The sequence below is a fragment of the Parasphingorhabdus sp. SCSIO 66989 genome (assembly GCF_032852305.1).
GTDB classification, from domain to species: Bacteria; Pseudomonadota; Alphaproteobacteria; order Sphingomonadales; family Sphingomonadaceae; genus Alterisphingorhabdus; species Alterisphingorhabdus coralli.
The window spans coordinates 940,225-962,265 of record NZ_CP136594.1 but is presented as its reverse complement, the minus strand read 5'-3'; the positions used below and the strand labels follow the sequence as shown (position 1 = coordinate 962,265).

At 57.0% G+C, this 22,041-nt stretch carries 23 protein-coding genes; 15 read left to right on the top strand and 8 right to left on the bottom strand.

Annotated features, from left to right (window positions below):
• The first annotated feature begins 7 nt into the window (after positions 1-7).
• Both RB602_RS04415 and RB602_RS04410 read left to right on the top strand, forming a co-directional pair.
• Positions 8-682 carry a nitroreductase family protein gene (locus RB602_RS04415; protein WP_317083314.1) on the top strand — a complete coding sequence of 225 codons (675 nt, stop codon included), beginning with the start codon at positions 8-10 and terminating at the stop codon, positions 680-682.
• A gap of 45 nt (positions 683-727) precedes the next feature.
• Positions 728-1,975, top strand: a complete 1,248-nt coding sequence (locus RB602_RS04410; RefSeq protein ID WP_317083312.1) for a DUF418 domain-containing protein — start codon at positions 728-730, stop codon at positions 1,973-1,975.
• On the opposite strand, the gene RB602_RS04405 is transcribed toward RB602_RS04410, so the two are convergent.
• On the bottom strand, positions 1,962-2,858 hold the full coding sequence (locus RB602_RS04405) for a hypothetical protein (protein WP_317083311.1): 897 nt from the start codon (positions 2,856-2,858) through the stop codon (positions 1,962-1,964). The two genes, RB602_RS04410 and RB602_RS04405, sit on opposite strands and share 14 nt — an antisense overlap.
• Before the next feature lie 153 nt (positions 2,859-3,011).
• On the opposite strand from RB602_RS04405, the gene RB602_RS04400 reads away from it, so the two are divergent.
• Entirely contained in the window at positions 3,012-3,185 is a 174-nt protein-coding gene (locus RB602_RS04400) for a (2Fe-2S)-binding protein (protein ID WP_317083309.1), read from the top strand.
• A gap of 100 nt (positions 3,186-3,285) precedes the next feature.
• Entirely contained in the window at positions 3,286-3,771 is a 486-nt protein-coding gene (gene bfr / locus RB602_RS04395; protein ID WP_317083307.1) for a bacterioferritin, read from the top strand.
• 75 nt (positions 3,772-3,846) lie between these two features.
• On the opposite strand, the gene RB602_RS04390 is transcribed toward bfr, so the two are convergent.
• The 4 genes from RB602_RS04390 to RB602_RS04375 form a co-directional block, all read right to left on the bottom strand.
• Positions 3,847-4,281 (bottom strand): Hpt domain-containing protein, encoded by a 435-nt coding sequence (locus RB602_RS04390; protein ID WP_317083305.1) that lies wholly within the window; start codon positions 4,279-4,281, stop codon positions 3,847-3,849.
• 80 nt (positions 4,282-4,361) lie between these two features.
• Entirely contained in the window at positions 4,362-5,810 is a 1,449-nt protein-coding gene (gene der / locus RB602_RS04385; RefSeq protein WP_317083303.1) for a ribosome biogenesis GTPase Der, read from the bottom strand.
• A gap of 47 nt (positions 5,811-5,857) precedes the next feature.
• A complete protein-coding gene (locus RB602_RS04380; protein ID WP_317083301.1) occupies positions 5,858-7,192 on the bottom strand; it encodes an outer membrane protein assembly factor BamB family protein in 1,335 nt (444 codons plus the stop codon).
• Positions 7,192-7,953 carry a tetratricopeptide repeat protein gene (locus RB602_RS04375; RefSeq protein ID WP_317083299.1) on the bottom strand — a complete coding sequence of 254 codons (762 nt, stop codon included), beginning with the start codon at positions 7,951-7,953 and terminating at the stop codon, positions 7,192-7,194. Before RB602_RS04375 ends, RB602_RS04380 begins: the two co-directional genes overlap by 1 nt.
• Positions 7,954-8,298: 345 nt before the next feature.
• On the opposite strand from RB602_RS04375, the gene RB602_RS04370 reads away from it, so the two are divergent.
• A complete protein-coding gene (locus RB602_RS04370) occupies positions 8,299-8,550 on the top strand; it encodes a type II toxin-antitoxin system ParD family antitoxin (RefSeq protein ID WP_317083297.1) in 252 nt (83 codons plus the stop codon).
• 376 nt (positions 8,551-8,926) lie between these two features.
• On the opposite strand, the gene RB602_RS04365 is transcribed toward RB602_RS04370, so the two are convergent.
• Positions 8,927-10,081 carry a glycosyltransferase family 4 protein gene (locus RB602_RS04365; protein ID WP_317083295.1) on the bottom strand — a complete coding sequence of 385 codons (1,155 nt, stop codon included), beginning with the start codon at positions 10,079-10,081 and terminating at the stop codon, positions 8,927-8,929.
• Complete coding sequence (locus tag RB602_RS04360) at positions 10,081-11,013, bottom strand: alpha/beta fold hydrolase (RefSeq protein ID WP_317083293.1); 933 nt, start codon at positions 11,011-11,013, stop codon at positions 10,081-10,083. The genes RB602_RS04365 and RB602_RS04360 overlap by 1 nt, the downstream gene beginning before the upstream one ends.
• Before the next feature lie 41 nt (positions 11,014-11,054).
• Between RB602_RS04360 and RB602_RS04355 the strand changes: the two genes are divergently transcribed.
• The 7 genes from RB602_RS04355 (at position 11,055) to RB602_RS04325 (ending at position 18,511) form a co-directional block, all read left to right on the top strand.
• Complete coding sequence (locus RB602_RS04355) at positions 11,055-12,488, top strand: protein adenylyltransferase SelO family protein (protein WP_317083291.1); 1,434 nt, start codon at positions 11,055-11,057, stop codon at positions 12,486-12,488.
• Positions 12,489-12,576: 88 nt separating this feature from the next.
• Positions 12,577-14,049, top strand: a complete 1,473-nt coding sequence (gene astD / locus RB602_RS04350; protein WP_317083289.1) for a succinylglutamate-semialdehyde dehydrogenase — start codon at positions 12,577-12,579, stop codon at positions 14,047-14,049.
• Between the two features lie 141 nt (positions 14,050-14,190).
• Positions 14,191-15,063: a uroporphyrinogen-III C-methyltransferase gene (gene cobA / locus RB602_RS04345; protein WP_317083287.1), complete on the top strand. Its 873-nt coding sequence runs from the start codon at positions 14,191-14,193 to the stop codon at positions 15,061-15,063.
• On the top strand, positions 15,060-15,359 hold the full coding sequence (locus RB602_RS04340; protein ID WP_317083285.1) for a DUF2849 domain-containing protein: 300 nt from the start codon (positions 15,060-15,062) through the stop codon (positions 15,357-15,359). The genes cobA and RB602_RS04340 overlap by 4 nt, the downstream gene beginning before the upstream one ends.
• Before the next feature lie 12 nt (positions 15,360-15,371).
• A complete protein-coding gene (locus RB602_RS04335) occupies positions 15,372-17,006 on the top strand; it encodes a nitrite/sulfite reductase (protein WP_317083283.1) in 1,635 nt (544 codons plus the stop codon).
• A 244-nt stretch (positions 17,007-17,250) separates the two neighbouring features.
• Complete coding sequence (locus tag RB602_RS04330) at positions 17,251-17,709, top strand: DUF934 domain-containing protein (protein ID WP_317083281.1); 459 nt, start codon at positions 17,251-17,253, stop codon at positions 17,707-17,709.
• On the top strand, positions 17,702-18,511 hold the full coding sequence (locus RB602_RS04325; protein ID WP_317083279.1) for a phosphoadenylyl-sulfate reductase: 810 nt from the start codon (positions 17,702-17,704) through the stop codon (positions 18,509-18,511). Before RB602_RS04330 ends, RB602_RS04325 begins: the two co-directional genes overlap by 8 nt.
• Positions 18,512-18,659: 148 nt before the next feature.
• Here the strand turns inward: RB602_RS04325 and RB602_RS04320 are convergent, their stop codons facing one another.
• The gene (locus RB602_RS04320; protein WP_317083277.1) at positions 18,660-20,183 is read right to left on the bottom strand and encodes a replicative DNA helicase; all 1,524 of its coding nucleotides are present in this window, start codon (positions 20,181-20,183) and stop codon (positions 18,660-18,662) included.
• A gap of 117 nt (positions 20,184-20,300) precedes the next feature.
• Between RB602_RS04320 and RB602_RS04315 the strand changes: the two genes are divergently transcribed.
• The 3 genes from RB602_RS04315 to RB602_RS04305 are packed head-to-tail and all read left to right on the top strand — an operon-like array spanning position 20,301 to position 22,027.
• Complete coding sequence (locus tag RB602_RS04315) at positions 20,301-20,783, top strand: UPF0262 family protein (RefSeq protein WP_317083275.1); 483 nt, start codon at positions 20,301-20,303, stop codon at positions 20,781-20,783.
• A 46-nt stretch (positions 20,784-20,829) separates the two neighbouring features.
• Complete coding sequence (locus tag RB602_RS04310) at positions 20,830-21,585, top strand: GH25 family lysozyme (protein ID WP_317083273.1); 756 nt, start codon at positions 20,830-20,832, stop codon at positions 21,583-21,585.
• Positions 21,575-22,027 (top strand): cytidine deaminase, encoded by a 453-nt coding sequence (locus RB602_RS04305; protein ID WP_317083271.1) that lies wholly within the window; start codon positions 21,575-21,577, stop codon positions 22,025-22,027. The genes RB602_RS04310 and RB602_RS04305 overlap by 11 nt, the downstream gene beginning before the upstream one ends.
• Positions 22,028-22,041 lie beyond the last annotated feature (14 nt).

The following is a 22,041-nucleotide window of genomic DNA, read 5'->3' as shown; positions in this document are numbered from 1 at the left end:
TGCCGCCATGAAACCGCATGACACCCTGCCCTATACCCAACTGCCCGATTATAGTGATGCTGAGCGCATCGCCCGGGCGCATGATTTTTACGAAACGATAAAGACGCGGCGCTCCTGCCGCTATTTTGCTCCTGACCCGGTACCGCGTGAGGTGATTGAGCAGGCGCTGCTGGCGGCGGGTACTGCACCAAATGGTGCCAATCATCAGCCATGGCATTTCGCGGTTATCACCTCAGCCGAGAAAAAGGCCGCGCTGCGGGTCGCCGCCGAGGAAGAAGAACGCGCCTTTTATGACGGCAAAGCCAGCGATGAATGGCTTGACGCGCTTGATCCTCTGGGGACCGATGCCGACAAGCCCTTCCTTGAAATCGCGCCCTATCTCATCGTCATCTTTGCCCAGCGCAAGGGCGGCATTGAACCGGGCGATGCCAAGCAGAATTATTATGTCAATGAGAGCGTCGGCATCGCCACCGGCATGTTGATCACCGCGCTGCATGATGCCGGACTGGCGACGCTGACGCATACGCCCAATCCGATGAAATTTCTCAACGAGCTATGTGATCGCCCGGCCACCGAGAAACCTATGATGGTGCTGGTCGTCGGTAAGCCCGCGCCCGATGCCACCATCCCGGTCCATGCAACATTGAAAAAGCCGCTGGACCAGATCAGTTCTTGGCTTTAGTCTTTTAATCAGACTTATCTATGGTAAAATGAGGGAATAGAGTCAGTGGCGACAACCGCACAAACATCTGCGCGCTATCTTGAGCTTGATGCGGTGCGCGGCTTTGCCGTGATGGGCATATTGGCGATGAATATCATCATGATGGCCCTGCCCGGCGGCAGTTATTTCAACCCGCTTGCCTATGGCTATGAAAGCCTGGTGGACGGCGCGGCGTGGCTCTTCAACTTTGTGTTTGTCGATTCCAAGATGCGCGGGCTCTTTTCCATATTGTTCGGCGCCAGTGCGGCACTGGTTATCGAGCGCGCAGCGGCCAGCGGCCAATCACCGGCGCGAGTCCATTATGCACGGATGCTGTGGTTACTCGTCTTCGGCATGATCCACTTCTATTTCATCTGGGAGGGCGACATATTGGCGCTCTATGCGCAATGCGGGCTGGTGCTCTTTTTCTTCCGGAATCTGTCAATTCCATCGTTGCGCAAATGGGCGATTGGACTCTTCTCCGCCCAATTCCTCCTTTTCGGCCTGTTCTCGGCTATGTTTTTTCTGTTTCAGGGCATGGCAGATAGCGGCACCGCCGATGCAGAACAGCTACAGGCACTAGCCGAGATCAACGCCGACTTTGGCAATACCCCGGAAGACGCCAATACAGACCTGCAGCTCTATAAGGGCGGATATGCTGAAATAGTCAGCCATCGAACCGGAGAGCTTGCGGTCGTGCCCTTTATCGCTGCGTTTAACGCCGGGCTGGAAACGCTCGGCCTGATGCTGATCGGCATGGCACTCTACAAGTCGGGGATGCTTACCGGACAATGGGAAATGGCGCGCTATCGCCGCTGGGCAGTGCGGTGTTTCGCCATCGCGATTCCGCCGCTGATCGCCATTGCCTGGCTGCAATATGCGCTGGGTTTCTCGGGAGTCAGCGTGTTTGCTTCATCGCTGGTCTTATCGATGCCCTTTGATGTTATCATGGCGATAGGCTGGGCGGCACTGCTGATTATCTGGATAAAAAGCAACCCTGACAGCACTCTGATCCGCCGCGTTGCCTGCGTCGGGCGCGCAGCCTTCACCAACTATCTCGGCACCAGCATCGTGATGACGCTGGTCTTCTATGGCTATGGCCTCAACCTCTATGGCGAGATCAACCGCGCGGCGCTCTATCTCTTCGTCTTTGCCATGTGGGCGCTGATGCTGCTCTGGTCACAACCCTGGCTAATGCGCTTCCGCTATGGCCCGCTGGAATGGCTGTGGCGATCCTTGGCGCGGGGAAAGGTGCAGAGACTCAGTCTTGGCTAGGGGTAATAGCGCTAGCAGTAATAAAGCCTTCGATAGGGGACACAAAATTCTGAGTGAGGAGCTCGCTTACATCTATGTCACTCACCGATATGACGCGTTTTTCATCTACGCCTTGATTAACAAACAATTCTCCCTCCAGATTATAAACTCTCGAGAATATTGTTCCATCGTTCTTGCGTCTATGCACTTCGCATATAACGCTTCCAAGACTCTGCATTGTTTTGACAACCAAATTGGCCATCACGATCGCCTCAGTTTCTTTAATGACGCTATCGCGGTCATTACTATCGAACAATGTACTCTGATTACGAAAGACCGCGACCCTTTTTGAGAGATTATTGATTCTAAAGTTGGTGCATTTCGCTGTCCCATTGTCCTGAGAATCGGAACCAGAGATGGCAACGATATGGTTTTTGGATATAGGCGACAGAGCAACGCTGTTTCCTTCTGGGTCGTAGAGAGGCCCTTTCTGCAGCATTTCCCAGCCAGAAAGCAGTACATCGGGCAAACCGTCAAAAAAAGTGAGGCCGGGGGAAGCTTCGTCGACGTCATACACCGCGTTGGCAGCCACCCCGCCAGGGAGTCCGTTTAGATAACCCTCAATATCAAATCCACGGCTGTTCCAGTCGGGGTCTACTGGACCGGTTTCCAATAACCGCGTCGCAGGATCGGGCTTGCTGATGTTGAATATAGTCTCTGCAGCTTCCTCGCCCTGGGCGCGATAATCTGACCAAAACTGTGATACTTTATTTGTAGATGAGATCTCATCCGGGCTTTGCTCATTAACAGCACTCACACCATCGGTGCCTTGGCCGTGAGCCACAGAGGCATAGCACAAGGCTACTGGAACAAGGATAAGCATCTTTAAGAGAGCATCTCTCATATCTCGGCTTTCCACTCTGTTTGATGTTCTAATCTTTAGGATCGCAGATATCCTCAGAGATTCCAATATCCACATTTTATTGCAAAAGTCTCGCAATAGCTCTTGCAAGCCATTCTCATTATCGCTACTTCTATAGCTGTAAGGAGTCGAAATATGGTCGTCTGCGTTTGCAATGCGATTAAGGAAAAAGACCTCAAGGCCGCACTGATTGAGGAAGGCCCCGGACGTCCTGCTGATGTCTATGCCCGGATGGGCCGTCGACCCAAATGCGGTCAGTGCCTGAAATTTGCGCAAAGCATTATCAATACAGAAGCTGCGACCGCTTAGCATTATCGCCTTAAAAAACCACGCTTTTCTGCGGTTTACACCCTTTTATTCCTGACTGTCTGGCGCTATATAGTGCGCAAACAATAAGGGAATTGCATCTATGCGTGGCGACGAAAAAGTAATCGAATTTCTCAACGAAGCACTCAAGAATGAGCTGACCGCGGTCAACCAGTACTGGCTGCACTATCGGCTGCTCCATGACTGGGGTGTCACCAAGCTGGCCGAGTTTGAACGCGGCGAGTCGATTGACGAGATGAAGCATGCCGACCAGCTGGCCGAGCGCATCCTGATGCTTGAAGGCCTGCCCAATTTCCAGCTGCTCGGCCGCCTCAAAATCGGAGAATCGGTTGAGGAAATCTTGAAGGCAGACCTCGCACTGGAATTTGAAGCGGTGGCCCTGCTCAAAGACGCAGTCGAATATTGTGAGAGCGTGCGCGATTATGTCTCGCGTGATCTGTTCGCGGCCATTCTCAACAGCGAGGAAGATCATATCGACATGATCGAGACCCAGCTCGACCTGATCTCGCGCACGGGTATTGAGAATTATACCCTGCTGCAATCGAAGCCGGTTGAAGAAGAAGGTTAAGCCAAAAGCGAAACACATTCAGGCAGGATAACCGGCATAAGCTTTTATGTCGGGTATCTAGTCATATGCTGGCGATCAAATTCGCCCGAAGCTGGTATCAGCTGGCTCATTCCGGCGGCCAAAGCTGCGTCGCTGTACCAGGGGATTTGTTTCTTTTTCCAGCGCATCCAGCGATTGTTCAAACACCTGACGCAACATCACCACCGATTGCAGCAACTCATCAGGCTGTTGCCGCAGCTCTACACATCGCCGTGCGGTCATCTCAATCTGCTCGGCCAAAGCCGAAAGCCGGTCGGCCCCGAATTGTGCCGAATCGCCCTTGAGCGTATGCGCCGGAATCACCAGCTTGGCCGCATCGCTGGCGCGCATGGCCTCTTCAATGGCCGCGACTGATTTGGTGCCGTCTTCACGGAAATAGCCCAATATGCGGGCAAAATCCGCCCCCAGACCAGCACGCGTATCGGCATAGCTGGACCAGTTGATCAGGACTGTCTCAGGCTGAGTCACCATCTTTCCTCTCTCGCCTAGAGCCGCAAAACGCTCATCGGCTAAAATCATAGGTATGAGAGGTAAAAAGAGTGTTGAAGCGATCAGCGGTCCTGTTGGCGGACATGATAAGGGTTTTTCGGGCTGCGCAACGACAGCCGGATCGGCACCGCGTCAAAACCGAGATCGCGTCGAATCCCATTGATCAGATAGCGTTTGTAGCTTTCCGGCAATGCATCAAGCCGGGTGCCAAACAGCACAAAACCGGGCGGGCGGATTTTCGCCTGGGTGATAAAACGCAGCTTGATCCGCTTGCCGCCAGGCGCCGGTGGAGGATTGGCTTCCAGCGCATCGTCAAACCAGCGGTTGAGCAAAGAGGTGGGGATACGCCGGGACCAGCTGCGCCGCACCTCAAACGCTGCGGACATTAACTGGTCAATGCCCTTGCCAGTCATCGCCGAGACGGTAATCACCGGGACGCCGCGCACCTGTGCCAGCCCTTCGTCCAGCGCCCCCCTGATGCCGTTGAACAGTGAACTGGCATTTTCTGCGACATCCCATTTGTTGATCGCGATGATCAGCGCCCGGCCTTCCTGCAGCACATTGTCCGCAATTTTCAGGTCCTGCGCCTCCAGTCCTTTGGTGGCATCGAGTAGCAGCACCACCACCTCGGCAAAATCAATCGCGCGGCGGGCATCAGCGACCGACATTTTCTCCAGCTTTTCTGTCACTTTGGCCCGTTTGCGCATTCCGGCCGTATCGATCAGCCGCACCTGGCGCTCCTGCCCTTCACGGTTGGTCCATTGCCAGTCCACCGCGATGCTGTCGCGGGTGATCCCCGCTTCGGGGCCGGTAATCAGCCGATCCTCACCGAGCATACGATTAATCAGCGTCGATTTGCCGGCATTGGGCCGCCCGACAATCGCCAGTTGCAGCGCACCCAGTTCTTCCTCGCTCGGTACAAATTCCTCATCGGGCGCATCTTCATCAACAGCCACGTCCATTACGGGCTTGTTAAGCGCATTATCGACCGCATCCACGTCCTGCGCGGCCATTGCCGTTTCCACCGGTTCACGGATAGCAGCAAAAAGGTCCGCCAGCCCTTCGCCATGTTCCGCGCTCATCGCGACCGGATCACCAAAGCCCAGCGCATAGCTTTCCAACACGCCGCCCTCGCCTGCCTTGCCTTCCGCCTTGTTGGCCACAAGCACAATCGGCGTCTTCACCGTACGCAGCCAGCGGGCGATTTCTTCATCCAGCGGGGTGATTCCGGCGCGGGCATCAACGACGAATAGAGTTACGGCAGCCCCGGCAACCGCCGCTTCGGTCTGCTGACGCATTCTTCCGGGCAATGTTTCCGGGTCTTCATCCTCATAGCCTGCCGTATCGACAATCTGGAATTTGAGGCCCAGCAGTTCCACTTCGCCCATGCGCCGGTCGCGCGTTACCCCGGGCTGATCATCGACCAGCGCCAGCCGCTTGCCAACCAGCCGGTTGAACAGCGTCGATTTGCCGACATTGGGACGGCCAATGATCACTATCTCGGGCAACATGGTCTATTCCCAGTCATGCACGGGCATGACCATCATGCCCAAGTCAATCAGCGATAGGCGCTGACGCGGCCGCTGTCATCCAGAAGAATAAGCGTATTATCGACAACGATCGGCGGCACAGTGACCGGCTTTTTCAGATCGAACAATATGTTGATCGCACCCTCGCTGGGCGAGATCGCGGCGATCTCGCCTTCGGAAGACGCAGCAATCAGGCGATTGCCTGCGAGCACCGGACCAATCCAGCTAATCGCGCCCTTTTTGTCCTTTTCATCGCGCCATTTCTGCAACTGCGCAATCCAGCGGACCTTGCCTGTCGAACGGGCAACACACAGCATACGCGCATCATCGGTCATCACGAACAGCCATTCCCCGGCGATGGCCGGTGTGGAAATACCCGCAATATTGATCTCCCAGATACGTTGGCCGATGGACAGCTCATAGGCTGCCATCCGGCCACCCTCACCCAGCGCGTAGACGCGGCCGCGATCAATAATCGGGTCGGCGTCAATATCGGACAGTGTCGCGACTGACGTCGACATGCGCGTGCGTGCCAGCGCGTCTGACCAGAGTTCGCGGCCATTTTCATAGCGATAAGCGTTCAATTCGCCTGAAGAATAGCCCGCGATAACCGTGCCCTGACCTGCTGCTGGTGCCGCAACGCCAAACACACCCGCCTGTCCTGCCGTGCCCTGACGGCTCCACTGTACAGAGCCGTCTGTCGCAGACAGCGAATAAAGCTGATTGTCCTGGGTCATGACATAGACCGAGTTAAATGCCACAGTTGGCGACCCGCGGAGCGGACCGGCTGGCTTTACCCGCCACAGCACTTCGCCATTATCGGCATTGAGAACAGCAACCTCACCAAATCCCGTAGTGGCATAGACCCGGTTGCCGTCAACCGTGACACCACCGCCAAAAACCGACTGCCGACCATCACCTTCAATCGAAAGATCGGATTGCCACAACCGGCTCCCGGTAGCGAGATCAAAGGCGTGAATCTGGCCTTCCGTATCTTCGACATAGACTTTGCCATTGGCGGAAACTGGAGCCGAGGCGAGACGTTCGCGGGTGCTGGAACCAGCCACTTGTGCGGTCCATGCCTCGGAAAGGCTGTCACCCAAAGCAACATGGCCAACGGACTTAGAGGCATTGCCACCGGGCTGGGCCCAGTTGGGATTACGGACCGGGGCAGGCAGCAGCACTGAAAGGCCGCTAATCGAGGGGTCCACCTCGGCGCCTGACTCGGTATTCGTCAAAATGGCCGTACGATTGCCGATCGTCGGCGTCTGTTTTGGTTTGTCTTCGCCGCCCAATACACCACAGCCTGCGAGAATCAGCGCCATGGCCGCCGGGAGAGCTGCCTTAAAGGATTGGATCACCATTATTCTTCCTCTTGAGCCTGTCCGGTTTCGGACTCCTCAATTTCCACAACCGCATCGATGCCCAGCACACCCGCCATCTGGCGCGCGCGCTCTCTTATGGTGCCGGGAATATTCTCATTCTTGGCCATATCCGCAAAAAGCGGCCCGGCCTTTTCCGGCTGTTCCAGCTTGATATGCGCCAAGGCGACCATTTCTCCGGCACTCCCAAACCAGGCACTATCAGCGTTCGCCAACGGTGTCAGGCGGCTGATCACTGTCTCCGGCTTTATGGTATCAAACTCAATCGCTGTCTGGCGGATCAGCGCCAGATCGCGATAGGTTTGGGGGGCAGTAGTATCCGCAGCCAGTTCTGACAAAGCCGCTGCAGCTTCTTTTTTCTTGCCCTGCTCGGCCAAGACACCCGCCTTAGTCAGCGTTGCAGCCGCCTTATAGCCAGGTTGATCTGCATCCAGTACAGGATCCAGACCATTAAGCGAGCCATCAAAATTGCTACGCTTTGCAGCATCAACTGCCTTAAGAAACTGCTCGCTTTTTATGCCTGCAGCCTCTTCTACACTGTTCTGATAAAACAGCCAGCCCGCCAAAGCCGCCAGCCCCAACACAATCGCCAGAATCAGCCAGCGGCCATAGCGCTGCCAGAACATGGCAAGCTCATCGCCGCGAAGCGCATCATCGACTTCACGCATAAAGACATCGCTTTGCGCTGATGCTGCGCCGCCAGGAGCATTGTCCGGCTGCGGCGTCTCCGGTTTACGCGCCACTGAAAATCCTTCTCATTCTGCTGATGCGGCCACCTGCCAGCACCATCATTACCCCTGCGAAATCGCCTGAAAGGCTCTCATATCCAAAAGGCAGTTTCGCCATGCAATCGGTCCTTTAGCTGGCGAATGACCAGCTTTCCATGAGAATTTTTCTGATCAGCGCCGCAGAGCAACAAGCGGACGGAATTTAGAGGTCCCTAGTGAACGTAAAATGAAGGATTGTTGCGACCTGCCTGCCAGCCAAAGCCCTAAGAAGAATTGAAACACATACAGGACGATCATCACTGCTCGCGATTGACAGATATTGCCATTTTATGCAATTTTTTGCTCTCAGGAGACATCTCAATGGCAACCATGAACATATCGCTTCCAAGTCCAATGAAAGACTGGGTTGAATCACAGACCAGTTCCGGGCGCTATGACAATGCTAGCGAATATGTCCGCGATCTGATCCGCCATGACCAAGACCGCGCGTCGAAGATAGCGGCAATGCAAAAACTCGTGGATGAAGCGTTTGAACGCGGTGTCAGCGACAAGACTCTAAACGACATTTGGGCCGAGGCAAAAGAGCGGGCACAAATGCGCCGTGGTAATTGAGTTTTCGCAGGCGGCGAAGAACGATCTGCTGGAGATATTTCTCTATGGTATAGAGGAATATGGGCTAGCGCAGGCTGAACGCTATAAAAGCCAGAAAGCCAAACCTACTCTTTCGCTGAGAGCGTGAACTCATTTTAGATTCGAACTTATTAAATCGCTATATCTGTACTCGTCGGCCCCGCGCAGGCGGGGCCTAGGCTTGTTTAGACTCACGCAAAGACGCGAAGACGCAAAGAGGGTTCCTATTTGCACGACCTCTTCGTGTCTTTGCGTCTTTGCGTGCAACCATAGCCCTGGCCCCGCCAGCGCGGGGTCGACGAGATAGCTGGGACTGTATTTAGAAAAGGGATTTACCGGATTTAACTAGGTCCCGAATCTAGACATTCACCGGCAGCAAAGACCGGCCCGATGCGCGGTTATAGACCTCGCCATAGCGCGCAATCATCTCGGCCCGATCATAATCCTCTCGCGCCCGCGCCATATTGGCCGCGCCGATTTCCGCGCGCAATGAGCTGTCATCGAGCATCTGGTCGAGCGCGACAGCCAACCCCTTCTCATCACCCGCATCGCTGAGAAAATGCTGATTGGGTTCGGCGACGATACTACGCACATCGCCGACATTGGTGGCCAGAGCAGGCTTGCCAGCGGCCATGGCCTCGACCAGTGATATCGGAAATTGTTCGCTGTCCGACGTCAGCGCGAAAATATCAAACAGCCCGACATAGCGCTCTGGATTGCTCAGAAACCCAGGCATTATGAGGCGATCGGCAATACCCTGTTTTTCGGCTTCTGCTTTGATTTTGTCCTTTTCTGGACCATCGCCAACAATGACCAGTTTCAACCGATCCCGATGCTTTGATCGACTCACCACACGCACCAGCAAAGGCAGGTTTTTCACAGGACGCAAGCCCGCTAGCGTCCCGATAACAAGATCATGTTTCTCTTTTACCAGACCAGGTATCGCTCGCGCACCGGGGCGTTTGGCATAGGCTTTGACATCAATACCATTGGGGATGCGATGCACCCGAGAGGAAGGCTGACTCCACTCGTTATAGGCAATGCTCTCCAGCCGCCGAGACGGCACCACCAGCGCATTGGTCCGCCCGAGAGCAATCATGCGGAACCAATTGCGGCTGCGTTTCAGACCATGCGCTTCATCCGCATTAAAGCCGTCCTCATGATGCACCAGTTGCGGCAGCTTGAAATGACCGGCGAACAATGTGTGCGCCATAACCGCGTCCATGGCACCCCAGTTATAGGTCAGAACCAAATCAAAGGGCTTCATCGCCTGCGCCAACTTGTAATATCGACCAAGACCGGGCCGTCCGCTGAGCGATGGGAAATCATCGGGAAAATCAACAGAGACGCTTTTGGCAATCGCCTTACGCGCGCCCAAGGCGCCGGGAACGGCGCTGACCACCACATGATCGGCCCTTTTGCCCATGGCGTTCATCAGCCGCACGGCGCGGTCTTCCTTGCCGCCATGGTCAAAGGTGCTGTGTAAATGGAGAATACGCGCCTTTTTGGGCATTATGAATCGATGCTATGCGGTGCCTCGGCCTCGGAAACGGCGAGAGCATCTTGCAGCAGAGCATCAATCGCGTGCTCTACCTCCGGCTCCTCCAATGTCGGCGCATGACCGCGATTAGGAACTGTCACCAACCGTCCTCGCTTCAGCACGGTCAGCATCTTATCCGCGGTTTCTGGCGCAAAGATATCCGAAGTCTCACCGCGCACGACCAGAGTCGGGGTCTGGGCCAGCGCCGCCAAGGTTGGCCAGAGATCGACACCGGCTTCACCACCGGGCACCTGAAACGGCTCGGCAATCTTCATATCATAATCTAGCACAATACGCCCGCTGCCGCTGAGCTTCATGGTGCGTTTGGCCATAACCAGCCAGTCATCCAGTTCAAAATCGGGAAATACCGGCCCCTGCAACTCGCTCAACCAGCGCGCCGCATGCATCCATGTCGGGAAACTACGCCCCTGGCCGACATATTCGCGAATCCGTTCCAGACCTTCGGGGGAAATATCGGGGCCGACATCATTCAGCAGCGCGCCAACAACCCGTCCCGGTCGCATAGAAGCCAGAAGCATTGTCATCAGGCCACCCAGAGAGGTACCGATACTGATGAATTGCTCAATCTTCTCCTGCGCCAGCAGGGCTTCCATATCCTGCACATAGGTGAGCGGATTATAGGTCATCGGGTCTTTGGCATAGGCACTCTCACCGCGACCGCGCTGTTCAACGCAGATGACCCGCCAATCGCCAGCAAGCCGCGCCGCCACCGCTTCAAAATCGCGTGCATTGCGGGTCAGACCCGGCATACAGATCACCGGCGGGCGGTCATCGGGGCCAGCATAATCGCGGAAATGCAGCCTGAGTCCGTCATTGGACCACCAATAGCCGTCTTCCCATTCCGCCTGCGCTGAATCTGCCTGTGCTGATTTTGTTGCTGCCATGATGCTTGCACCCTTGCCGTAATATCCCCACTAATGCCGATATGACCTCGCAATCGCAAGCACCAAGCTATCAGCCCGAAACGCCGATTCTCTCCATCGCCGCAAAAATGGGCGATCCGGTGGATGCGGCGCAATTCCCCAAAGCGACTTTGCGCTTCCGCAATGACCGCGCCGCAGCTTCTATCGGGCTTGATGGTCTGGATGATGACCAATGGGTCCAGCATTTCGGTCGTTTCGAGCCTTTGCCGGATAATCTGAACAGCCCGTTGGCGCTGCGCTATCATGGGCATCAGTTTCGCGTCTATAACCCGGAAATCGGTGATGGCCGCGGCTTTCTCTTCGCCCAGATGCGCGATGGTGGCCGGCGGTTGATGGATCTGGGCACCAAGGGATCAGGCACCACACCTTGGAGCCGCGCAGGCGACGGGCGGCTGACGATGAAAGGCGCGGCGCGCGAACTGCTCGCGACCGAAATGCTCGAAGCACTCGGTGTCAATACCAGCAAAACCTTCTCGATCGTCGAAACGCATGAGGAATTGTGGCGCAGCGATGAGCCATCGCCAACACGCTCAGCGGTGATGGTCCGCCTCAGCCATGGCCATATCCGTTTCGGCAGCTTTCAGCGGCTTGCCTATGAGAGCGATAGCGAGACCATGGCGGCTTTGGTGCGCTATTGCCTGACGCACTATTATGACGACAGCGATACAGGCAGCCGCTCCGACGCAGAAAATGCGGCACATCTGTTCGACCTGGTGGCGCAGCATATGGCCACGCTGGTCGCCAGCTATATGGTCGCAGGCTTTGTCCATGGCGTGCTCAATACCGACAATATGAATATCTCCGGCGAGAGCTTTGACTATGGCCCGTGGCGCTTCGCACAATATTGGCAGCCGGGCTTTACAGCTGCTTATTTCGACCATCAGGGTCTGTATTGCTTTGCCCGCCAGCCCGAAGCATTCCACTGGAATCTCGGCCAGCTTGCCACCTGTCTGCGCATGTTGTGTGAGGCCGAACCGCTGATCGAGACGCTGGACGGCTTTGGCCTGCGCTATCAACAGGCGATGATGCGGCAATTTTGCTGGCGACTCGGCGTGACCTCACGCGGCGATGATGAGGACAGGGAACTGGTGCAGGCAGGCGAAAAACTACTGCTCGCCGAACGGCACACCATAGATGAGTTTTTCTTCCATAGCCGCAAGATGGTCTCCACCGGCACTGCGCCCGATATGCTCAAGCCCAATGGCGATGAAAAACACGACGATGCGCTGGCGAATTGGATCGCCTGTCTCGAACCATATCAGGCTGTCGCCAATGGCTGTGACCATGAATATTGGCAGGGCGAGGCTCCACAAGGGATGGCGATTGAGGAAGTCGAAGCGCTGTGGGAACATATCGCCGAGCGCGATGATTGGGAACCGCTTATGGCCAAGGTGACGGCGCTGCGTGAAATGGCTGCGGCGCATAAAGTCACATAACACTATGAATAGACCGGATACAGGTGGTTGAGTCGGCACCATATTCGCTCTAGGAAAATTAAAGACGATGTAATGGGCTGTTGCTGCCTTGAGGGGGGCGTGGCGGCTATGGAGCGTGAATGTGAGTGAAATCATATCCTACGCCCCGGCCACAGGTGAAGAATATTGGCGGGGCGATATCAGCGATGTTGATGCAGAAGTTGCTGCCGCGCGCGAAGCCTGGCCGCAATGGGCCAGCACACCCGTAACCACACGCATCGAGCTTTGCCGCCGTTTCGTCAATGAAGTGCGTGCGCGCGAGGATAAGCTTGCCAGATGTATCGCTTCTGAGACCGGCAAGCCGCTTTGGGAAGCGCGCACTGAAGTCACCACGGTGATTAACAAGGTCGACATCTCGGTCAAAGCCTATGCCGAAAGGACACCGCAGCGCACATTGGACGGCGCGGTCGGGGCCAAAATGGCACTGCGCCACAAGCCGCACGGCGTAATGGCCGTACTCGGCCCCTATAACTTCCCGGCGCATCTGCCCAATGGTCATATCATCCCGGCATTGATTGCCGGCAATACGATCGTATTCAAGCCATCGGAAAAAACCCCTGCTACGGCGGCGATGCTGGTCGAGCTTTATCACGCTGCGGGTATTCCCACAAACGCTGTGCGGCTGGTTATTGGTGGGCCGGATGAAGGCAAGGCGCTGACCGCGCACGAAGATGTAAACGGCATCTTGTTCACCGGGTCAGCACAAACCGGCATCGCGATTAACCGCTCGCTTGCGACCCGGCCGGACAAGATTGTCGCACTGGAAATGGGGGGCAATAATCCACTGATAGTCTGGGACACGCCCAAATATGATGATGTCGCGACACTGATCGTACAATCGGCCTTCACCTCGGCAGGACAACGCTGCACAGCTGCGGGGCGACTGATTATCAAGGCGGATATGTATGACAATGTGATTGCTGCGACGAAGAAACTGACGGACCGACTGATTATCGATGAACCTTTTGCCAATCCAGCGCCCTATATGGGCCCGGTGATCGACAATGAGACCGCTGATGGCCTGACCGAGAGCTTCCTCACCTTGATGAGCAATGGCGGCAAAGCGATCAAGCATATGGCGCGCCCCAAAGCTGATCTGCCCTTCCTTACGCCTGCGATTATCGATGTGACGGATATGCCCGAGCGCCCCGATGTTGAGCTATTCGGGCCATTGCTACAGGTGATACGGGTAGAGAGTTTTGAGGATGCCATTGTCGAGGCCAACGCCACGCGATTTGGCCTTTCCGCGTCCTTGCTCGGCGGTTCGCCGGATCAATATAACCAGTTCTGGGCCAATAGCCGCGCCGGCATCGTCAACTGGAACCGCCCGACCAATGGTGCCTCCTCTGCAGCACCTTTTGGCGGCATCGGCCTTTCGGGCAATCACCGCCCCAGCGCCTATTATGCCGCCGATTATTGCGCCTTCCCGGTAACATCGGCGGAAACCGAACAGCCGCGCGCCAGCATCGGTGTCGGCCTGAAAGACATTCAGGGCGAGCTGACCGAGCGAGAAACAAACTAAGCCGGCACCAACGGGTTCCGCTGAAAAGTCCAAAGATTATCTTCAAGCACGCATAAAGATACTGTTTTGCCTGAAACGGCCCAAAAGCCCACATAGCATCGCATAGCTGTCCGTACCCCACGGATGTCAGCGAGGATGGATATGTCGCAGACAACAGGAACCGTTTATCTGGTCGGCGCCGGTCCAGGCGATCCCGATCTCCTGACCATCAAGGCGGCGCGGCTGATCGCCAGCGCGTCCTTGATCGTGCATGACGGGCTGGTCGACCCGGCAATCCTCGCCATGGCGCGCGATGATGCGCGGCTGATCAGCGTCGCCAAGCGCCGCGCCCGCCACACATTGCCGCAGCCCGATATCAATCAGCTGCTGATCGACGAGGCGCGCAAGGGCCATGATGTCGTGCGTTTGAAGGGCGGTGATCCGTTTATCTTCGGCCGAGGCGGTGAGGAAGTCGATGACTGCCGCGCCGCCAATGTGCCGGTTGAAGTCATCCCCGGCATCAGCGCCGCCAATGGTGCCGCCGCCGAAGCCCGGCTGCCGCTGACCCATCGCGATCATAGCAGCGCAGTGACCTTTGTCGCCGGTCAGTGCAAAGGCCTTAGCGATCAGGACTGGTCCGGCCTTGCTGGTAAAGGCCGCACCTTGGTGATCTATATGGGCGTCCACACCGCGCGCGACATTACCGAGAAGCTGATCACCGATGGCGTATCGCCCGATATGCCGGTCGTGGTGCTGGAAAAAGGCACCCGCAATGACAGCCGGGCGCTCCGCACTCTGCTCACCGATCTGCCCGATATGATTGCGCGGCATGCAGTGGTCAGCCCGGCGCTGATTGTGATCGGCGATGTGGTGCAGCAATCCGATGCAGAGGATGCTTTGGCCCAGCTTACCAAACACACCGTAAGTCCTGAGCTTGTCGAAGGACGTTTGTCGACTTTGCACGATACTGAGAAACGGGCTTCGACAAGCTCAGCCCTGACGGTTTTGGTTGGAGACAAGGAACAAAACGCATGAAAATCCTGACCGGAAATGATCTCAAAACCGGCGATGTGATCTGGTGGACCGGCTCTGACTGGTCGCGCTATGTCGATGATGCCGCGGATGTTGGCGATCATGGCGAGGAAATCCTTGCCCGAGAGGAAGCCGCGCGCCGGGTCAATGTGCCCTATCTGATCGAGGCCATACAGGACGCGGATGGCAGCATCCGCCCGGCGCATATCAAGGATCGGGTGCGCGCGCTCGGCCCCACGGTGCGGCCAGACCTCACATTGAAACCCAAAGACCCCGAAGCGCTCGAGTGGATCATCTAGGAGCACGCCCCAATGTATCAGTATGACCAATATGATCAGGCCATGGTGGACGCCCGCGTCGCCGAGTTTCGTGACCAGTGCGAGCGCCGCCTTAAGGGCGAATTGACCGAAGATCAGTTCAAGCCGCTGCGGCTGATGAACGGGCTTTATCTCCAGCTCCATGCCTATATGCTGCGCGTCGCCATCCCTTATGGCACGCTCAATTCCAAGCAGATGAACATGCTGGGCCATATCGCGCGCAAATATGACAAGGGCTATGGCCATTTTACCACCCGCCAGAACATCCAGTATAACTGGATCAAGCTGGAGGATGCCGCCGATATTCTCGAAGAGCTGGCGACGGTCGAGATGCACGCCATCCAGACCAGCGGCAATTGTATCCGTAATATCTCTTCCGACCAATATGCCGGAGCCGCGGCGGATGAGATTACCGATCCGCGCCCCTGGGCAGAATTGCTGCGCCAATGGTCAAGCTTCCACCCGGAATTCAGCTATCTGCCGCGCAAGTTCAAAATCTGCGTGATTGCCGCAGACGAGGACCGCGCGGCAATGCGCCTGCATGACATCGGCATCCAGCTGGTGCGCAATGAGGCGGGTGAGCTCGGCGCGAAATTCTTCGTTGGCGGTGGTATGGGCCGGACGCCCATGATTGGGCCGGAAATCCGCGATTTCGTACCCGCCGATGAGCTGGTGCATTATGCCGAGGCCTGCCTGCGCGTCTATAACCGCTATGGCCGTCGCGACAATAAATATAAAGCGCGGATCAAGATCCTCGTCCATGAGCTTGGTGCGGACGAATATACCCGTCAGGTCGAGGAAGAATTCGCCCATATGAAGACGCTGGGGCTGAACCCGCCTCTGGCCGAACTGGAGCGGATCAGCGGCTATTTTGCCGATCCGGCCTTCGACCAGGACGCCAGCGATGATCTCGACCTCAGCGACCCTGATTTCCGCATCTGGGTCGAGCAGAACACCCATCCGCACAAACAGCCGGGCTATGCTATCGCCACGATCAGTCTCAAGCCGACCGGCGGCATCCCCGGCGATGCGACAGCCGAGCAGATGGAGCTTATGGCTGAACTGGCGCGTGAATACAGCTTTGACGAGCTGCGCGTCACCCATGCGCAGAACATCGTGTTGCCGCATATCCGCAAAGCCGATCTCTATAGCGTTTGGCGGAAGCTCGATGCGGCGGGACTCGCGCCCGCCAATCTTGACCTGATCAGTGATATGATCGCTTGTCCGGGTCTCGATTATTGCAGCCTTGCCAATGCGCGCTCCATCCCGCTGGCGCAAAAGATTTCCGAGCGCTTTGCCGATCTCGACCGGCAGCGTGATCTCGGCGAGTTGAAGCTCAAAATCTCCGGCTGCATCAACGCCTGTGGCCATCACCATGCTGGGCATATCGGTATCTTGGGCGTCGACAAGAAAGGCGTCGAAAATTACCAGCTCTCTCTCGGCGGATCGGGCGCGGAGGATGTCAGCCTCGCCAAGATCACCGGCCCGGGCTTCACCGAAGATGGCGTTATCGACGCGATTGAGACGGTGACCAACCTCTATCTCGAACGCCGCGAAGATGGCGAGCGCTTCGTCGACACCTATCGCCGCATCGGTATGGAGCCGTTCAAGGAGGCGCTTTATGGGTAGTATGATTTCTCCCCTCCTCTTCAGAGGAGGGGCAGTGAGACTTAATGAGCGCAGCGAATTTAGTCGCAGCGGGGTGGTGCCGCAACAAGTAAAGAATTCGCTGGCGCGAGCTCGGCTCCGCCTCGCCACCACCCCAACCCCTCCTCTGAAGAGGAGGGGCTAATAGTGGCCAATCTTTATCTCAATCGCCGGGAAACTAGCGAACGTTTCAGCGATCCCTTTGCTAACATCAAGGACACGCTTTATGGCTGATACCAATGATCTCGGCACCTCGCCCGACGAAGTGCAATTCCGTTTCCGCGATGACGAACCTGCCGACCATGGCACGGTCACGGTCGACGCCTGTTGCGATCAGACCAACGCCACCGCTGTGCGAATTGAGCCGGGCGATGATGCCCGGGTGCTGCTACCTTTTCTCGACCGGCTGGCGCTGATTGAGGTCAACTTCCCCAGCTTTGCCGATGGCCGCGGCTATTCCGCCGCACGGATATTGCGCGAGGCCGGGTATGCGGGCGAGCTACGCGCAGTGGGCGATGTGCTGATTGACCAGCTCAGCCATATGCGCCGCTGCGGCTTTGACAGCTTTGCGCCCGATAAGCCGCTCAATGAAGCCGCGGCGCAACGCGCCTTCGCTACCTGGGATAATGTCTATCAGAAGACGGTCGATGGCCGTTCACCCATTTGGGAGCTGCGTCATGGCTGAACAGAAAACCTCAAAGACGGGCGCGCATACGCCCGACCGGCTTGATATCGGCCCGCGTTTTAGCGAGAGCGATGCGATCCGCCTCAACCGGCTTTTCCGTGGCACCGAGACACAGGATATGCTGGCCTCGGTGATCCGCGACAATCTGGTCGGTGACTTAGCGGTGGTGTCATCCTTCGGCGCGGAAAGCGCGGTGCTGTTGCATATGATTGCTGAGGTCGATCCGGCGACACCGGTGCTGTTCCTCGATACTTTCAAGCATTTCCCCGAAACGCTCGCTTATCGCGACGAACTGGTGGCGCATCTGGGGCTGACCAATCTGATCATCCTTACCCCGGATGCCGAGGAGCTGGCCGCCAAGGACGAAACCGAATTGCGCTGGTCCTATGATCCCGATGGCTGCTGCGAAATCCGCAAGGTCAAGCCGCTGGCCAAAGCGCTGGCAGGCTATGATGCCTCAATCACCGGCCGCAAAGGCTTCCAGTCGGAAACCCGTGCCGGACTGCCGCGCTTCGAGATTGATAGCTCGGACGCGCAAGGCCGGCTCAAGATAAACCCACTGGCCAATATGTCCGCCGAGGATATCGAAGCCTATTTCGAGGAATATGCCCTGCCGCGCCACCCGCTGGTGGAGCAAGGCTATCCCTCTATCGGTTGCGCGCCCTGCACCAGCAAAGTCGCCCCCGGCGAAGACCCACGCTCAGGCCGCTGGAAAGGCTGGGACAAGACGGAGTGCGGCATTCACTCGCCGGTCGGCGGCGCTAATGACGCCGATGACGGCGCGAATGATCCGGTGTTTTGAGCAATAAAGCCCCTCCTCTTCAGAGGAGGGGTTGGGGTGGTGGACTCAAACAAACCACAGCGCCTGTGGCGGCACCACCCCGCTGCGACTAAGGGCCTAACGGCCCTAAGTCTCACTGCCCCTCCTCTGAAGAGGAGGGGTAATCTCATCAATAATCCGGCCCATCATAATAATCGTCAGCCAGGTCACTAAATTTGGTGATCTTCGACTCAAACTTCATCTTCACCTTGCCGGTCGAGCCATGGCGGGATTTGGCCACCACCAGTTCCGCCAGACCAAAGACCCGCTCCATATCCGCGGCCCATTTGGCATGCGCGTCATGGATGTCCTGATCATCGCCTTCCTGCGGCGTTTTCGGTTCTTTTGACTGAACGTAATAATCCTCGCGATAGACGAACAGCACCATATCCGCGTCCTGCTCGATCGAGCCGGATTCGCGCAGATCGGAAAGCTGCGGTGTCTTGTCCTCGCGCTGCTCGACCGCGCGGCTGAGCTGGGACAGCGCCAGCACCGGCACTTGCAGCTCCTTGGCCAGCGTTTTGAGGCCACGGCTGATCTCGGAAATCTCGTTGACGCGGTTGTCATTGGCGCGGCCGGTGCCCTGCAGCAGTTGCAGATAGTCCACCACAATCAGCCCGATCCCATGCCGCCGTTTCAGTCGCCGCGCACGGGTGCGCAGCGCGGCGATGGTGAGCGCGGGCGTGTCGTCGATAAACAGCGGCAATTCCTGTAATTCCTGACTGGCGCGTGAGAGATTCTGGAAATCATCGCGGCTGATCTTGCCCATGCGCAGCGCTTCAGAGGAAATCCCCGATTCCTGCGCCAGGATACGCGTGGCCAGCTGGTCGGCGGACATTTCCAGGCTGAAAAAGGCGACCTTGGCGCCGACCCGCTTATTGTCCTCGATACCGTCCAACTCTTCCTGCTGCCAACGCTGCGCCGCGTTAAAGGCGAAGTTGGTTGCGAGCGAGGTTTTGCCCATGCCGGGGCGGCCGGCGAGAATCATCAGGTCGCTATCATGCATCCCGCCGATTTTCTCATTGACCGAGCTGAGGCCGGTGGTGACGCCCGACAAATGCCCGCCGCTGTTAAACGCCTTTTGCGCCATCTCGACCGCAACCAGGGTCGCCTTGCCGAACTCAATCGCGCCGCTGCTATCGGCATCGCCTTCCATCACCTGATAGAGCGAGGCCTCGGCATTTTCGACCTGTCCTTTGGGGTCAACGCTCTCGCTGGTGTCCATAGCTTCGGTCACCAAAGTACGGCCAACCCGAATCAACTCGCGCAGCAAGGCGAGGTCATAAATCTGCTGGGCAAAATCGCGCGCACCGATTAACCCGGCGCTATCACCCGTCAGCCGCGCCAGATAGCCCAGACCGCCAAGGCTTTTCAGCGCTTCATCATTCTCGAAAAACGGTTTCAGTGTTACCGGTGTCACCACCAGATTGCGGTCGAGCAGTTTCAATATCCGGTCATAGATGCGGCCATGTAGCGGCTCAAAAAAATGCTCCGCCGTCAGCGGAATCGTGATGTCTTCCGACACCCGATTGTCGATCAGAAGCGCGCCGAGAAATGCCGCCTCCGCCTCGATATTGTGCGGCAGGCTGGTCGCCTCGTCGGGTGCGGACGCGTCATTTTGTCCGTTGCTGTTATCTGGAAATGCTGTGGCCATCGGTCCGCTATGCGGCGGCGCGGACTCGCGATCAAGAGGAATGGCGACAGAGCCACTGTGGATAGCGATGATAAGTTTCCTCTTGCCCCTGTGTCAGTCCCGGCTATCCATGAGTCGATGAGCAACCACCGTATTTGCCATATTGCGCTCGACGAGCAGACGATATTGTGGCGCAATGCCGATATTGAGCAGGAGCGGCGCATTGCGATCTTCGATCTGATTGAAGAGAACAGCTTCAAGCCGCTGTCCGGGCGCGGTGGTGATTATGAGGGGCCTTATCGGCTTAGCCTTTCGGTTTCGGAAGGTCGGCTAGTGATGGATATTGCCCGCAAGGACGAGACGCCGCTGGAAACCATCATATTGGCGCTGGGCCGCTTCCGCCGGCCGATCCGCGAATATTTCGCCATTTGCGACAGCTATTATCAGGCGATCCGTCAGGCGAGCGCGCAGGAAATTGAAACCATCGATATGGCCCGGCGTGGTATTCACAATCAGGCGGCGGAATTGCTGATGGAAAGACTCGAAGGCAAGATCGAGGTCGACTTCCCCACCGCAAGACGCCTCTTTACCCTGATCTGCGTCTTGCATATCAAGGGCTAGGGCCAGAGCCTGTTACTGGCCTTTCAGGGGTAATGGACAATCAACAATGGTGCAGGGACGCAAGTCGGTGCGAAACTGGCTGATCATCATTATATCTGTGCTGCTGGCGCTCACCGGCCTGATCTGGACCGGATTCAGCATGGCACGCAGCTGGACGCCATCACGCGAAGACTACCCACTGCAAGGCGTTACTGTGAGCGCTGAAAGCGGCACGATAAGCTGGCGTGCACTGGCGGCGCAGGGTGTGGGCTTTGGTTATATTGAAGCGACGCGCGGTGCGAACCAGCGCGACCCGCGCTTTATCGAAAATTACCGCAAAGCCAGGACCAGCGATATCGGCTTTGCACCCCTGCACCATTATGATCTGTGCAGCCTTGCCAGCGATCAGGCGCAGAATTTTGTCACCACGGTGCCGCGCAATGACAAGGCAATGCCCGCCGCCATTGCGCTGGACTTCAGCGAAGACTGCACCACCCGCCCGACAGAGGCTCTGGTGATCAGCGAGATGATTACCTTTCTCAACCAGATTGAGGGCCATATGGGAAAGCGCGCGGTTTTGCGCATCTCGCCCGAATTTGAATCGGAGTATCAGATCAGCGCCGCGATCAGCCGCGAGATATGGCTGACCGGCAATTATTTCGCGCCGGAATATGCCAGCCGACCATGGACCCTATGGACAGCCAATGATCACTATTCCATGGATGGTGCCAGCGGGCCAATAGGCTGGAACGTGGTGCAGCCAGCATCCGGCACCGACCCACAAAGCGAGACGACCAAGGACAGTGTCCCCGATGCAGATTGATCCAGATGCCCTGATAGCCGAGGCCCATAAGGCCGCAACACGCGCTTATGCGCCGTATTCAGGCTTTCATGTCGGTGCGGCCTTGCTGTTTGATGATGGCAGCATCGAGGGCACCGTGATCCGCGGGGCGAATTTCGAGAATGCCAGCTATGGCCTGTCCATCTGTGCCGAGACAGCGGCTTTGCTGGACGCCAATAATCATGGCATCCGTACCGGGCTGGTGGCGGTTGCTATTGTCGGTGGTACCCCTGCGGAGGATGGAACAGTGACCGGCAATCAGGTGCCGGTAACGCCGTGTGGCCGCTGTCGCCAGACGCTGAATGAGGTGGCCCAACTGGGCGGCACCGATCCGATTGTCTATTGCGCCCACGCAACAGGTTATACACAGCATCGCCTGTCGCACCTCTTGCCAGAGGCTTTCGGCCCCGCCAATCTGACCTGATAGCCAGCGCACAT

Excerpts from the sequence above, each read along its gene's own strand:
- RB602_RS04415 (WP_317083314.1), top strand. The coding sequence starts at position 8 with ATGAAACCGCATGACACCCTGCCCTATACCCAACTGCCCGATTATAGT.
- RB602_RS04405 (WP_317083311.1), bottom strand. The coding sequence starts at position 2,858 with ATGAGAGATGCTCTCTTAAAGATGCTTATCCTTGTTCCAGTAGCCTTG.
- RB602_RS04400 (WP_317083309.1), top strand. The coding sequence starts at position 3,012 with ATGGTCGTCTGCGTTTGCAATGCGATTAAGGAAAAAGACCTCAAGGCC.
- bfr (WP_317083307.1), top strand. The coding sequence starts at position 3,286 with ATGCGTGGCGACGAAAAAGTAATCGAATTTCTCAACGAAGCACTCAAG.
- RB602_RS04390 (WP_317083305.1), bottom strand. The coding sequence starts at position 4,281 with ATGGTGACTCAGCCTGAGACAGTCCTGATCAACTGGTCCAGCTATGCC.
- der (WP_317083303.1), bottom strand. The coding sequence starts at position 5,810 with ATGTTGCCCGAGATAGTGATCATTGGCCGTCCCAATGTCGGCAAATCG.
- RB602_RS04380 (WP_317083301.1), bottom strand. The coding sequence starts at position 7,192 with ATGGTGATCCAATCCTTTAAGGCAGCTCTCCCGGCGGCCATGGCGCTG.
- RB602_RS04370 (WP_317083297.1), top strand. The coding sequence starts at position 8,299 with ATGGCAACCATGAACATATCGCTTCCAAGTCCAATGAAAGACTGGGTT.
- RB602_RS04365 (WP_317083295.1), bottom strand. The coding sequence starts at position 10,081 with ATGCCCAAAAAGGCGCGTATTCTCCATTTACACAGCACCTTTGACCAT.
- RB602_RS04360 (WP_317083293.1), bottom strand. The coding sequence starts at position 11,013 with ATGGCAGCAACAAAATCAGCACAGGCAGATTCAGCGCAGGCGGAATGG.
- RB602_RS04355 (WP_317083291.1), top strand. The coding sequence starts at position 11,055 with ATGACCTCGCAATCGCAAGCACCAAGCTATCAGCCCGAAACGCCGATT.
- cobA (WP_317083287.1), top strand. The coding sequence starts at position 14,191 with ATGTCGCAGACAACAGGAACCGTTTATCTGGTCGGCGCCGGTCCAGGC.
- RB602_RS04340 (WP_317083285.1), top strand. The coding sequence starts at position 15,060 with ATGAAAATCCTGACCGGAAATGATCTCAAAACCGGCGATGTGATCTGG.
- RB602_RS04335 (WP_317083283.1), top strand. The coding sequence starts at position 15,372 with ATGTATCAGTATGACCAATATGATCAGGCCATGGTGGACGCCCGCGTC.
- RB602_RS04330 (WP_317083281.1), top strand. The coding sequence starts at position 17,251 with ATGGCTGATACCAATGATCTCGGCACCTCGCCCGACGAAGTGCAATTC.
- RB602_RS04325 (WP_317083279.1), top strand. The coding sequence starts at position 17,702 with ATGGCTGAACAGAAAACCTCAAAGACGGGCGCGCATACGCCCGACCGG.
- RB602_RS04320 (WP_317083277.1), bottom strand. The coding sequence starts at position 20,183 with ATGGCCACAGCATTTCCAGATAACAGCAACGGACAAAATGACGCGTCC.
- RB602_RS04315 (WP_317083275.1), top strand. The coding sequence starts at position 20,301 with ATGAGCAACCACCGTATTTGCCATATTGCGCTCGACGAGCAGACGATA.
- RB602_RS04310 (WP_317083273.1), top strand. The coding sequence starts at position 20,830 with ATGGTGCAGGGACGCAAGTCGGTGCGAAACTGGCTGATCATCATTATA.
- RB602_RS04305 (WP_317083271.1), top strand. The coding sequence starts at position 21,575 with ATGCAGATTGATCCAGATGCCCTGATAGCCGAGGCCCATAAGGCCGCA.